Source organism: Levilactobacillus suantsaii, assembly GCF_004115745.1.
Taxonomy (GTDB): Bacteria; Bacillota; Bacilli; order Lactobacillales; family Lactobacillaceae; genus Levilactobacillus; species Levilactobacillus suantsaii.
In genome coordinates this window covers 21,919-35,131 of record NZ_QXIL01000014.1, presented here as the reverse complement: position 1 = coordinate 35,131, position 13,213 = coordinate 21,919, and the positions used below count along the sequence as shown (strand labels likewise).

Here is a 13,213-nt window from a genome sequence, read left to right as displayed (position 1 = left end):
ACCGTTTCCATGAGTCGGTGAGCTGTGCTTTTCGTTAGACTAAGTTCACAAAGCCGCGTTTCGAGTCGTTACCCACAGGCAACCCAGCTTTAATCTCGAAACGACCCGCTGAACTTCTAGCTTTAACTAAACATCTTCTTGGTGGCCCGCAACAAGGTCTTAGGATCCTTGTCGTAACGCGGCGTGTCCACCAGGTTATCCAGCGAAATACCAGCAAAGTGGTATGCCGCCATCTCTCCAGAACGGACCGCACTTTGTTCGGTGAAGACCATCTGGTACGGTTGTTCCGCGAACTCACCAGTGAAGGCTAAGTTCGTGGAGTGCGCCGGAATAACTTCCGGCCGGTCAGTCTTGGCCCGGTTGTTGAACAGGGCCGAAGCGTATGGCATGTAGACCGGAATGTTGTTGATGATACTATCGAGGATTTCTGGTTCCTTATCCTTGATGTTATTCGGTCCCGAATCAACCTTGGATAATTGGCCAATTAATTCTTGGGCCATTTCCTTCCCCGTCATCTTAATGTATGGTTTGTGGACGAATTCACCGGTCCGGCGTGGGTACAAGAAGTAACCCCAAATGACCGATTCGTTCGACTTTTGGGTCGTAAAGTGGGGTTGGTGGTGCACCACGATCGACATTCTCACGTCCTTGTTGCCCAACGGCGTAATCGGCGTCGTCGACAGGAACGAGTTCAACGCGTTCCCTGGTACCTGGGTAGTAATCCGGGTGATTTCGTTTAGCAATAGGTGGTTCTTGGTGGTCAAGGTGAAGCTGACCCATTCGGAACTCTTCCGGTCGTTAAAGAACTTGTCCGGCGTCCCCAGGTTGTAGAAGCGGTCCGTGGCTTTCTTCCAAAGGGCCGCGGAAATCCCGTATTCCATGTTTTCGGGGGCCGGCGTGTTGTAATCACCCATCGTAGCGGAGTCAGTAATCGATCCGTTGGTGAAGATGACCGCCGTGTCATCGTCGATGGTGACTAACTCTTCGTCACCCGATTCCACGTTCTTGACGTGAATGCCGGTGACCGTGATCTCATCTTGTAATTCACTATCGGCAAATTCCCAGTCCGTGACGATCCGGTTGGCCTTAAAGGTGACCCCTTCACCTTCCAGGTACTTAATCAATGGCAACATCATGCTTTCGAATTGGTTGTACCGGGTCCGGTTAACCCCGACTAAGTGTTCAATTTGCGTAAATTCATAAATCATTTGGTGCATGTAGCGTCGTAACTCTTGGGCGGAACTTTGCACCCGAAAGGCAAAGGTGGTTTCCCACATGTACCAGAAATTTGTCTGGAACATGTGTGGGTCATCCTTGAAGTACGCCGCAATCGTGACGTTATCTAACTTGGTCTCGTCCTCATCGGGCATCAAGACCAACTTCGATAAGAGGACCCGGTCCTTGTTGTTCAACCCAAGTTTGCCGGCATTTAAGATGCCCTTACCACCTTGAAGCAAGCGTGCCTTATCGAAGGTCCGGTGCTGCGCGTCGAAGTCGTGGGTATCTTCAGCAGCAGTCATCCCTGGTTCCGTGACGGATGGAATCCGGTCGAGCAGGTCCATCAAATCAACGTAGGTCCGGTAGTTCAACATCCGACCACCCCGAGCGACGTACCCCGTCGTATTTTCCATGGGATGGTTTTCGTTCCAGTATTCGTTGGTGAAGTCATCGGTCGGCCCACCATCGTTGGCACCGTGCATATCAGCCCCGTAGAACGTGATTTGGCTGCCGTTCCAATGACCCTCTTGAATCAAGTAAACGGCCGCGGCCATGTTGGCTAGCCCCGCGCCGATCATTACTGCTTTTGTCTTAACCATCAAAAACACCTCCGTATAGTCGTAGCGCTTCCACCCCTTCATTATGCAAGCCCACCCCCACTTTGTAAAGCAATTACCCGTCGGCATCATCCCGCTTTTACGAGCCACCGACGAGCAGACTTAGGGGCAAATCGCCGCTGACTGGACATCAAAAAAGCGGTACCGACTACCGGTCCCGCTCTTCCTTCATCCAGATTCCTGCTGCTAATCAGCGGCCTTGAAGGCCCCGGCGGTCAACTTGGAAGCCAAGACGAAGCCCTTGGTCTTCTGGTTGGTCACGTAGAGGTACTTTACGGTCTTCTTGTGGCGCTTGATGGTGATTTTCTTGGTGGCGTAGAAGGTCTTTTGAACTGGTAACGTCCCCTTCTTAATCAGCGTCACTTTAGCCTTATCCGCCGCAAATTTTCCCTTGTAGAAAGCTGGTGCCTTGGCCTTGAAGTGGTACGCACTCTTCTTGATGGTCTGAGCACTGACCAGGTTGTAAGTGGTGCCTTTGGCCTTCGCTGCCTTAACGATCTTTTCGGTCGTAGCCGTGGTGGTCACTTTCTTAGTTGCCGACTTTTGGACCACGGCTCGCTTGGCCGCTTTCTTGGCTGCACCAGCCGTTAAATGTTTGGCAGCGACCCAGCCCTTAACTTTAGCGTTGCCCGTCTTCACATAGGTGTAGGTGACGCTCTTGGCCTTTGATGTCCTGGTCGCTTTAGCTTTGACTACGATCTTCTTGGTCGCGTAGTAAGTGGTCCCCGTCTTCAGGGTTCCCTTCTTCGACAACGTGACTTTAGCCCGATCCGCCGCAAAAGCTCCCGAATACAGTGCTGGCCGGCCCGCCTTAACGTGGTAGGCCGCCTTCTTCAACTTAGTCGCTGATTGTAACGCGTAGGTCGTCTTTTTGGCCGCTTTTTTCGTCGCCGCAAAGGCGGTCGTCGTGTTCGTTGCGGGTGCGATGACCCCTAACCCCAGTGGTAACACCATCGCGGCCGCAGCAGCGACCAATGCAACTTTTTTCATCATAACGACTCCCCCTAGCAAATAGTTAAAACGCTGAACCCATTGCTGGATTCAGGAGACATTATAGCACCCCCCTTGAGTAGGGTTAACGTTAGCCCTCCGGGGACTGACGTTTTTTCCATTTTATGACCGCCTCAGGATTAAGCCAATTAACTAAGGGACTAAAAACCCGCCACAACGGGATTTCTCGTCATGACGGGTTCGGATTATTGATTAAGTTGTTTCGTAATTGTCTTGGCAATCAGCGACGTGAAGTAACGGTTCCCGTAGTCGTTCGGGTGGACATTATCCTTCACGAACCAGGACGAGTGGTCCTTCGCCGTCGTGTACCAGTCGATCACGTGGACGTTCGGGTACTTCTTGGCCGTCTTGTGAATCATCGCGTTGACCTGGTGCTGCCATTCACGCGTTGGCACGTGGGCCGTGACCCAGAAAATCTGGTGATCTTTGCCAATGCCGTGCACGATTTGGTCAGCCTGGTCTTGCGTGATGTTCCCGTTGGTCCCAATGTTGACCAAGACGTTCTTAGCCAATTGGCCCCGACTCGACAAGCTTGAGATGACGCCTGGCATAGCCGATGCTTGCCGGCCAACTTCACCATTGACCACGGCGCCCGGAAAGACTTCTTGCAGGTCGCCAGAATCATCCAGTAAGACGGAATCTCCCACCGCCGTCAGCGGTGTTTGCTTACTGGTGGTTAATTCCTCGGCATTCAGGAAGTAATACTTAGCGGTCTTCTGGTCCTTCTTGGACATCTTCGAGAAAGCCACCGCCTTGTCGTGCTTCTCCCTTTTCGCCTTCGCTTGCGCCTTGGCTAATTCCCGTTGTTTCTTGGCCGCCGCGGAATTTTGCTTCTGCGCAGCCGCTTGCCGCTTGGTGATCGTCTTTTGTAAGGCGGTCGGCTTGGCGCCGCCGGCCGGTTGTTGGACGAAGCCTACTGCCGTCAGTGCAAAGCACGCTACGGCGATGACGCTCAACACGCTAGTTGCCCGGTGAGACAACGGGTGCGACACGGCTCGCCAGAGATCGTGGCCCAGTTGCCGGTATTGGTAATGCCGCACCGGGTTTTCGACAAAGCGATAACTCAATTCAGTGACCACCATAATCAACGCCACTTCAATCAAGGCGTGAATCAGGGGGTGGTTCCCAATATTATGCACCCGGGCTTCGTAGAAAATCATCACGGGGAACTGGTACAAGTAAATCCCGTAACTGCGTTTTCCCACGTAGCTAAACACCTTGTTGGACAAGATGCGGTTCATGTCGCTCCCGGGATGGGCCACCGTGGCCACCAAAATGGCGGACATCATCGTGAACCAGAACATGCCACCGCGGTAGGTACTAGCTGCCTGCCCGTTCATGGTAAAGAACAGATAGATCGTGCCCGCTAAGGCAAGTAACCCCAACCCATCTAGCATGAATCGGTGCGTCTGACTGATGTTATCCCGCAATTTATACGCGGGCCAGATAAAGGCCATGGCCGCCCCAATCAAAATGGCGAACATCCGCGTATCGGTCCCATAGTAGACCCGGTTCAGGTTCGTTGGGTCGTACAATAAGCCCATGGCAATGGCCGATAAGATGGCCCCCACCATCAACACGATTGCGTCCTTGACCCGACTTCTGAAGAGCAATAACAGCCCCACGACCACCAACGGCCAAACCAGATAAAACTGCCCTTCAATGGATAAGGTCCACAAGTGCGTGAACGGTGATTCGCCATTGAAACGGTCGAAGTATGACTGTCCGTGATTGATCTCGAACCAGTTGTACAGGTAGGTCAAGTTCGATACGATGGTCCCACGAATATTGACCAATAAACTCCGTTGAAACAGGGTAATATAGGCTGTCGTTCCCAAAATCATGGTGACCAACGCCGGATAAAGCCGTTTGACCCGACGCCCATAAAAGCTTAAGAAAGCGACACGCTTACTATGTGTTTCCCATTCCTGGATCAATAAGTATGTTACCAGGTAACCCGAAATCAAGAAGAAAATCGGGACCCCCAAATAACCACCCTGCATGGAAGATGGCGCAAGGTGATAGATAATCACCCCTAGTACGGCTAGGGTGCGCAACCCATCGAAGCCCGTAATATAGCGGCGTTTGCCAGCACGTTGACTTCGAAATGTTGCTCGTGTCAAACGTGTGCGCGTTTGGTCCATATTTTTTCCCCCTCAATTAGTGCCAGTTAGATAATACTCCCCCAAGGTTGTATCTCTGAACGGTAGATGCAAGTTGTCATCTGTCTCAGTTAATCGACACCACCCTGTAATTTCCAAAAAGGAGTGGTTCGGAAAGTCCGAATCACGCCTTATTAAGTCAAATTCAATGGTTTGTCAACAACTTTCCTCATCAACACACTAATTCTATAATGTTTTGTAACCTGAAACAACGGTTTTTGGCCAAATACTTAAATTGTAAAATTTGCCGCTAGCGCTTACGGGGACGCGGGGTCATCAAAAACCACCACTAGCCCCTTAATTCTAACGGTCCCCATTCGTTTAGTCGTTAAATCATCGAAATTAGGTCACTTACTAAACCGGTCATTTCCTAGATTCGGCATGGTATACTATAAGGAAGCGTTGCCATTGACCAAGTGCCTTGATAATTCACCACTTGGCAAGTTAGCATGGCGTCTGATTATGGTCCACCGACATTTATCAGTACTGGTTTTCAACTTATCAAAAAACGACTACACTAAACCCCATACTTATCCCGAGTCCGCTCTCTGATTGCGGTCCAACTTTATTTTCGCTCACCAGGTCATCTCCAGCCTGGAGATACTCGGGTAAACCAGTTCTGAGCGCTTCCAAGCGACCATCAACAACCACTTTACTTGTTATCACGTTCCCTAAAAGCCTAAGGAGGAATTCAGTATGTCTCAAGTTGTGCCCTTTACCCCCACTGCTGTTCGCCGCTTTCCAAAGGTGGAACTGCATTGTCACTTGGATGGCTCCCTGTCTCTCCCGGCATTACGCCAAATGGCCGCCGTGAGTGGTGCCAGCCTTCCCACCGATGATACGGCATTGCGCAAGTTAGTCACGGCCCCCATCGAAACGGTGAGTTTGATCGACTACTTGAAACGGTTCCAAATCGTAACTGATTTGATGCAGACGCCGGAACAACTCGAAATCGCCGGGTACGATATGGTCCAGACCGCTGCCAAGGATGGTCTGATCTACTTGGAGACGCGCTTTGCGCCCGCTATTTTCACCGACCAAGGACTGACTGTGAGTGAAGCCTTGAGCCACGTCTTGACGGGACTGCACCACGGGACCCAGGACTTTGGGGTGCCGGTCAACGCCATCGTTTGTGCCATGCGCGACCGGCCCGTGACAGAATGTGCCGACGTCTTCACGACCGCCGCGCAGTTCGCTGACCAGGGCGTCGTCGGTTTAGACTTTGCCGGCGATGAATTCAATCACCCGACCCACGACTTGCTTCCAGCCATCGAAGCCGCGTTGGCGACGGGACTCCCACTGACCTTACACGCCGGGGAAGCCGGACCAGCCAGTAACGTAGCCGAGGCCCTAACTTTGGGTGCCAGTAGGATTGGCCACGGGGTGCACATGAGTGGTCACCCCCAGATCATCACCCAGGCCAAAGCCCAAGGTGCCACTATCGAGTTGTGTCTGACCAGTAATCTCCAGACCAAGGCCATCACCGGGTATGCCGACTTTCCGCTCAGTGAATTTCTCAGCGCCGGTCTCCCCGTGACCATCAACACCGACGACCGGACGGTTTCCAACGTCGATCTGACCGGCGAGTTCTTGACCCTTCACACCCACTACGGTCTGGACTGGTCATTACTCGAACAGGTCACGTTAAACGCCATCGACGGCGCCTTTGTTCCCGAAGAAGATAAGACGGCCCTCCGCAACCAAGTCCGTGCGGCCACCAACCAACCCAGTTAAGCGTATTGCTACCGGAAATCATTTCCGGCGACTCTTTATATCGTTAAAGTAACTCTTGTCAAAGGAGATGTGTTTTTCATGTCAAAAATCCTCTATCCCTACCAGGACGCCTTCGAACGCGACCTTGACCGCCGAGAAATCGCCGCGGCGACCAAGGATGAGTACACGGCCACCCTGCAGGACTTTTTCCACTACCTCGAACACTTCAACCCGACTTACCAACGTGAGCACCGGGTCAATCAACTCCAGACCCAGGACGTCGAGCAATACCTGGCTATGTTGATCGCCAATCGCGAAATTCAAAATCAAACCTATAATAAGGTGTTGTCTCACCTAAACGTCTACTTCAAGTTCTTGTTCTCGCACAACTGGACGCCCTACCTGCCCACGTTGGATTTGAAAAGCAAGCCCAAACAAAATGACCGGCCCATCAATTATCAGTGGGTCGATAACTTAGACGACTGGCTGGCCAATCCACAGTTACACGTTTACACCCGCGCGGCGATGTTGCTGACCACCAAGGGTTATCCGGTCCAGGTCTACCTGAAGCCCAACTTCACCGCACACCTCAAGACCAGCGACTGGCCCAGCAACCAGCAAGCCTTTTTGACCCGGCTACGGGCCTTTTTGGAACCCTTGCAGACACGCTTCCAGTGTCCCGACTGGTTCCTAAAACAACGGGCCGCGACCGACCCACACCTGACGCTGCCTGGGTTACACAAGTACCTCCGCCCGGATGAGGCCGTGACCCACTTCAGTCTCAGTCCCAGCGTGCTATACCAAGGTTACTTAGTTAACTATCTGCGACGGCATCCCGAACTGAGCGACCAGGCCGCCGTGGCGGCGTTACACCTTGATCCTGGCGCCATCGATTATTACCGGCGTTTGGCCCGTCACGCCGATTAACGATTTTGCGCGTCACTTTCCCCTCACCCAAGCTATAATGAAGCTGGTAAACTAATTGGGGGGATTTACATGCGACGACATTGGCTGATTGGGGGCCTCAGCCTACTGTGTTTAGCCGGAATCTGGGGTGGGTTCGCCTGGCACCAGCACCGACTGGCGGCCACGGCGACCCAACCACAAGCGACCCGGACCACGCAACACGATCAAGCGACGACCAACCGTGCGGCGGCCAAACCCACGACTACCACCTGGCACCACCTTAAGCACCCGCTCAAGCTGCCGATTTTGATGTACCACAGCCTGTCGACGGGGAATCAGCTCCGGGTACCGCCAGCTCAATTCGCGCGAGAGATGGCTTACCTTAAACGGCATCACTACCGCACGCTGAGTGCCGCGGAAGCCGTGCGGGCCTTGACCACGAATTCAGTGCCCGCCCGTCACGTGGTCTGGATCACGTTAGACGACGCCTACCGCGACAACCTCACGGCGGGGCTGCCCATTTTACAACGTGACCACTTGCACGCCACCATCAACGTGATTACCGGCTTCACGCATAAATCAAACCACCTGACTTTGGCGCAAATGACCAAAATGGCAACCACTAACCGGGTGGACTTCGCCAGCCACACGGTCCAGCACCTCGATCTAGACGAGTTATCGACTTCCCAGCAACGCCGGGAACTGAGCGCTTCTAAGACTTGGCTGGACACTCACCTGCACCAACAGACCCAGGTGCTCTGTTATCCTGCCGGGCGCGCTAACGCCACGACTCGCCGGCTGGCCCGGCAAGCCGGGTATAAAGTTGCGTTGACCACTAATGAAGGCGTCGCGCAACTCAGCCAGGGACGCTATAATCTGGCCCGCTTACGGGTGACGCCCGGGATGTCGACGGCGACCTTTGCAACGCTATTGGCCGTCACGAACTCATAGCGCCCCATCCCTGAATTGGGGGCTTATTATTAAATTTGTAAGCGGTTACGATTGCATTGTAACGGGCTTGCGCTTAGAATGAAGATGTTGAGGAACTACGAGGAGGTCTTTCAAATGGGGAGCACGTTAACCATCGTTTCTTGGACCGTCATGCTACTATTAATCGGCGGTGAAATTATTCGTGGCATCTTTATGTTTCGGCACTAATCAGGCCAATGACCGGGCATTTGCACCGGCCTTTTTGATTCCAGCTTCCTCGCTGAGCGTCACTTGACGCCCCTCAACTGCAACACAACCCAAAAAAGGAGACCGCGACAACGGCCTCCTTTTTCAATAACAGGTTTATCTCTAATCTTTAGTTAGTGTATCAAGAAACGGCGTGGCCGTCAAAGACCGCTAGCAAACACCGCGGTCTGCGTCGTCAGCGTCCGCAAGAGCGGGGCTGGTTCGGTCTTAGTCGTCTTAAAGGCCTGGTGACTGGTGAACAACGTGTCCGTGTCTTGCGCGTAATAGGTGACATGCTGCGTCAACCCGGTCTGTTGGTCGGCCACGGTCAATTCCCCAACCGGATCACCGGCTTCGATCTGACCGCGTTTAAGTTCGGCCGCAGTCAACTGAGGACTAAACGAAGTCTTGACGTTGGCGTCTTCTTGACTCTTGGTCCAGGTACCAACCTGACTGGTCTTTGGCGTGGCGGTGACCTTGGTCCCATTGACCAGGGTTACCGTACGGGCATTAACCGATGTTGCGTGTAACTGGTAGGTCTGCTTGACCTGCTTAATCAGCTTGTTCATCGCAGAGAACGTGGTATCGCCCCCCAGAATCGTGGCGATCATGCGCTCACCGTTGACCTTAAAGGTCGCCGTGTAACAAAGCTTGGCATTTTCCGTGTAACCGGTCTTCAACCCATCGATTTGGCTGGCCGCCTTATACTGGGACTGGCCCGGCAAGCAACTGTTTTCGTTGTAGATCTTCGTGCCGTTGACCTTGGCCTGGGTGCGACTGGCAATCTTGGTAATCGTCGGGTCGGCTTCCAACAGGTGTTGGGCCACAACCGTGATGGCTTTCGCCGAAACTAAGTTTTGTTCACTGGCCCCCGTGCCAGGTAAGCGGTAATGATAATCCTTCAAATCAGAATTATCCAGTCCAGACGAACTGATGAAGTGGGCGTCTAAGCCCCAGTCTTGGCTCTGCTGGTTCATCTGGTCGATGAAAGCACTATTGCTTCCCGCGACATAATCCCCCAGAGCTGAAGCGGCACTGTTGGATGACGCGACCATCGCCGCGACCACCAAATCCTTGACCGTAAACTTATCTTTAGCAGTCATCCGCAATGAGGAGTACACTGAGCTGTGGCTCAACCGAATCAGTTGATGATCGATGGGGACTTGATCCGTCCACTTGATTTTGCCGTTGTCGATGGCTTTGACCGTCAAGTAGACCGTCAACAGCTTACTCAGCGAGGCAATGGGGTACTTTCGATTGGCATTTTGCTGGTAAAGCACCTGGCCACTTTGGGCGTCCATCACGTACGCAGAGCGTGCAGGAACTTTGGAAACCGCCGCGCTGGCCGATTGCGCCGGTCCGCCCGCGGTTAACCCCGCCATGATGGTGACACCCAGGCTTACCCGGACTAGCCAGCGTTTTAAACCTTTCACGAGTTAAACGCTCCTTTCAAATATCACAATTCTTCTTATTATACAAAGTTTCCCCCACCCTGTGTCAATCCCCCACAATCTTGCCAAAATTTTAAGGTCTTAGAAATCCTTTTATACCGCGGCGTGAGACCGCTAGCTTGACAGGCTTGGCCGCCCGTTGTACACTCTATGCAACAGTTAAGACTACGTTTGTAAACAAAGAAGGGGTTATCTCATATGGTTACCACAGAACTGACTGCCACGATTTCCGATGCCGAATGGCGCGTGATGCGGATTGTCTGGACGCTAAAAGAAACTGATAGTCACACCATTATCGATTTATTGTCTAAACAACATGATTGGAAGGCCCCCACCATCAAGACGTTGATTGGCCGCCTGGTTAAAAAAGGCGCCCTCGCCGCCACCAAACAGGGCCGGCAATACCGCTACACACCCCAAATCAGTGAACAAGCGGCCATGGACGCCGCTCTCTTGAACGAACTCGACCAGATGTGTGCCATGCACCGGGGAACGGCGCTGGTCCACGTGGTCGACCAACTCGAACTGAGCCACAACGACGTGCAAACTTTGATTGACCACTTAGAAGCCAAGTTACCGACGGCGCCGGATAGCGTCCCGTGCGACTGCTTACCGGCGGATTGTGAAAGGAGTTGCGAGTCATGACGAAACACCAAATGGATAATGACGAGATGGATCACATGCAAATGGATGAGCATTCCCAAATGGCCATGAACGACCACAGCCAAATGGGCCACCACGACATGACCATGGGTGATATGGACATGGGCAACGGTCACATGATGCACATGGGCAATCTGAAACGAAAATTTTGGGTCTCCTTAGTGTTGACCATCCCGATTTTATTGCTTTCCCCCATCATGGGGAAACAGTTGCCGTTTCAACTGACCTTTCCTGGAAGTGACTGGGTCATCGCTGTGATTGGGACTATCCTGTTCTTCTACGGTGGAGCACCCTTCTTTAGCGGAGCCTACGGCGAACTCGCCAGCAAGAAACCAGCCATGATGACCTTGATCACCATGGGGATTGGCGTGGCTTACATTTATAGTATCTACTCGCTCATCGCCAACGATATCTTTCACGTGACCCCGACCGTTACGAACTTCTTCTGGGAGCTCGCGACCTTGATCGACATCATGTTGCTGGGCCACTGGGTCGAAATGAATGCCGTGATGAATGCAGGATCCGCCGTCGATGCTCTGGGTAAATTGTTGCCGCAAACGGCACACGTCGTGGGTGACGACGGTAAAACGACTGACGTCAACTTGGCCGACTTAAAGACCGGCCAAACCGTGGAGGTCCGCGCTGGCGAACAAATTCCCGCCGACGCCACGATCTTGAATGGGAGTTCCGCCGTCAACGAATCACTGGTGACTGGTGAAGCTGCCGCGGTCAAGAAGACCAAGGACGACCAGGTCATCGGGGGCTCGGTCAATGGTGACGGTACGTTTACCGCCAAGGTCACCGGAACTGGCGATTCGGGGTATCTGGCCCAGGTCATGACCTTGATTCAAAATGCTCAGGACGCCAAGTCGGCCTCCGAAAACCTGGCTGACCGGGTCGCGGGTTACCTGTTCTATGCCGCCTTAATCGTCGGTATCGTGGCCTTCGTGGTCTGGTTAGGGCTGACAAATCTGACCACGGCGTTGCCCGTTGCGGTGGCAGTCTTCGTCATCGCCTGCCCCCACGCTTTGGGACTCGCTGTGCCGTTGGTCGTGGCCCGTAGCACCTCATTGGCCGCGCAAAACGGGCTGTTACTGCGGAACCGGGACGTCTTGGAACAAGTTGGACACTTAAAGTACGCTTTGATGGATAAGACCGGGACCCTCACCCAGGGTCACTTTACGGTCAACCACGTGCAAAGTTTAACGGACCAAGCCAGTGACCACGATATTTTACAGCTGATGGCCAATCTCGAAAGCGGTTCCAGTCACCCCTTAGCAACGGGGATTTTGACTGCCGCCAAGGACGCCGACTTAACGGTCAAGGCCGCAAAAGATGCCAAGCAAACCACCGGGGTCGGTCAATTTGGAACCATCGACGGCACGACCTACGGCTTAGTCGCTGTCAATTACCTCGACAAACACAATCTGGACTACGACCACGACCAGTTCAAGTCTCTGGCCGCTGAGGGTAATTCCATCAGTTTCCTGGTCACCGACGATCAAGTCTTAGGGTTAGTCGCTGAAGGGGATCAAGTCAAGCCGACCGCTGGTAAATTGATTAAGGCCCTGAAGCGCCATGGCATTACCCCGGTCATGTTAACTGGGGATAATCGGGAGACCGCCGACAAGGTAGCCCACGCCGTTGGTATCGACGACGTGCAAGCCCGCCTGTTGCCTGAGGACAAGGAAAAGTTGGTCCAAGAGTACCAGCAACGCGGCAAGGTCCTCTTTATCGGTGACGGGGTCAACGATGCCCCCAGCCTGGCCCGCGCCGATATCGGTATGGCGATTGGCTCCGGGACCGATGTCGCCATCGAAGCCGCCGATGTCATCTTAGTGGCCAGCAAGCCGGCCGATGTGATTCAGTTCTTAGCATTGGCCCGCGCCACCAACCGCAAGATGACCGAGAACCTCTGGTGGGGGGCTGGGTATAACCTAATTGCCATTCCCCTCGCCGCCGGGATTCTGGCACCTATCGGCTTCATCTTGAACCCAATGGTCGGGGCTATCGTCATGTCGTTGAGTACCGTTATCGTGGCTATCAACGCGTTGACGTTACACTTAGAGAAAATCGATTGAGCTTCGGCTTAAACTCAGTTTAGCGCAAACACCGTCAAACCCTTTCCGTTTGGCGGTGTTTTTGGTGTCTTGGTAATTTGTGTGTCCCAACATGAAAAAGGCCGGGAACTTTTTGAAGGGGTCATCATGGTTAAATCACTAACACTGAAGTGTCCCTTCATTTCATTTCCGGCCTTTCGGTCATTCACCATGTATGGCACCGTCATTTCATTGCC

The 13,213-nt window shown here is 53.2% G+C and carries 9 protein-coding genes; 5 read left to right on the top strand and 4 right to left on the bottom strand.

What is annotated here, in order from left to right:
* Positions 1-122: 122 nt before the first annotated feature.
* The 3 genes from DXH47_RS07700 to DXH47_RS07690 form a co-directional block, all read right to left on the bottom strand.
* On the bottom strand, positions 123-1,817 hold the full coding sequence (locus DXH47_RS07700; protein WP_129032780.1) for an oleate hydratase: 1,695 nt from the start codon (positions 1,815-1,817) through the stop codon (positions 123-125).
* Positions 1,818-2,021: 204 nt separating this feature from the next.
* Positions 2,022-2,825 carry a hypothetical protein gene (locus DXH47_RS07695; RefSeq protein WP_225423529.1) on the bottom strand — a complete coding sequence of 268 codons (804 nt, stop codon included), beginning with the start codon at positions 2,823-2,825 and terminating at the stop codon, positions 2,022-2,024.
* A 206-nt stretch (positions 2,826-3,031) separates the two neighbouring features.
* Entirely contained in the window at positions 3,032-4,990 is a 1,959-nt protein-coding gene (locus tag DXH47_RS07690) for an acyltransferase family protein (protein ID WP_129032778.1), read from the bottom strand.
* Positions 4,991-5,704: 714 nt separating this feature from the next.
* Between DXH47_RS07690 and add the strand changes: the two genes are divergently transcribed.
* The 3 genes from add to DXH47_RS07675 all read left to right on the top strand — a co-directional run bounded on the left by add (position 5,705) and on the right by DXH47_RS07675 (position 8,578).
* On the top strand, positions 5,705-6,742 hold the full coding sequence (add, locus tag DXH47_RS07685) for an adenosine deaminase (RefSeq protein WP_129032777.1): 1,038 nt from the start codon (positions 5,705-5,707) through the stop codon (positions 6,740-6,742).
* Positions 6,743-6,820: 78 nt separating this feature from the next.
* The gene (locus DXH47_RS07680; RefSeq protein ID WP_129032776.1) at positions 6,821-7,648 is read left to right on the top strand and encodes a site-specific integrase; all 828 of its coding nucleotides are present in this window, start codon (positions 6,821-6,823) and stop codon (positions 7,646-7,648) included.
* Positions 7,649-7,717: 69 nt separating this feature from the next.
* Entirely contained in the window at positions 7,718-8,578 is an 861-nt protein-coding gene (locus tag DXH47_RS07675) for a polysaccharide deacetylase family protein (protein ID WP_129032775.1), read from the top strand.
* Positions 8,579-8,964: 386 nt separating this feature from the next.
* Here DXH47_RS07675 and DXH47_RS07670 read toward each other — a convergent pair whose 3' ends face one another.
* The gene (locus DXH47_RS07670) at positions 8,965-10,236 is read right to left on the bottom strand and encodes a D-alanyl-D-alanine carboxypeptidase family protein (RefSeq protein WP_129032774.1); all 1,272 of its coding nucleotides are present in this window, start codon (positions 10,234-10,236) and stop codon (positions 8,965-8,967) included.
* Between the two features lie 216 nt (positions 10,237-10,452).
* On the opposite strand from DXH47_RS07670, the gene DXH47_RS07665 reads away from it, so the two are divergent.
* Positions 10,453-10,899 carry a CopY/TcrY family copper transport repressor gene (locus DXH47_RS07665; protein WP_129032773.1) on the top strand — a complete coding sequence of 149 codons (447 nt, stop codon included), beginning with the start codon at positions 10,453-10,455 and terminating at the stop codon, positions 10,897-10,899.
* Between the two features lie 35 nt (positions 10,900-10,934).
* Positions 10,935-12,998 (top strand): heavy metal translocating P-type ATPase, encoded by a 2,064-nt coding sequence (locus DXH47_RS07660; protein ID WP_404820028.1) that lies wholly within the window; start codon positions 10,935-10,937, stop codon positions 12,996-12,998.
* The last annotated feature ends 215 nt before the right edge of the window (positions 12,999-13,213 follow it).

Excerpts from the sequence above, each read along its gene's own strand:
- DXH47_RS07700 (WP_129032780.1), bottom strand. The coding sequence starts at position 1,817 with ATGGTTAAGACAAAAGCAGTAATGATCGGCGCGGGGCTAGCCAACATG.
- DXH47_RS07695 (WP_225423529.1), bottom strand. The coding sequence starts at position 2,825 with ATGAAAAAAGTTGCATTGGTCGCTGCTGCGGCCGCGATGGTGTTACCA.
- DXH47_RS07690 (WP_129032778.1), bottom strand. The coding sequence starts at position 4,990 with ATGGACCAAACGCGCACACGTTTGACACGAGCAACATTTCGAAGTCAA.
- add (WP_129032777.1), top strand. The coding sequence starts at position 5,705 with ATGTCTCAAGTTGTGCCCTTTACCCCCACTGCTGTTCGCCGCTTTCCA.
- DXH47_RS07680 (WP_129032776.1), top strand. The coding sequence starts at position 6,821 with ATGTCAAAAATCCTCTATCCCTACCAGGACGCCTTCGAACGCGACCTT.
- DXH47_RS07675 (WP_129032775.1), top strand. The coding sequence starts at position 7,718 with ATGCGACGACATTGGCTGATTGGGGGCCTCAGCCTACTGTGTTTAGCC.
- DXH47_RS07665 (WP_129032773.1), top strand. The coding sequence starts at position 10,453 with ATGGTTACCACAGAACTGACTGCCACGATTTCCGATGCCGAATGGCGC.
- DXH47_RS07660 (WP_404820028.1), top strand. The coding sequence starts at position 10,935 with ATGCAAATGGATGAGCATTCCCAAATGGCCATGAACGACCACAGCCAA.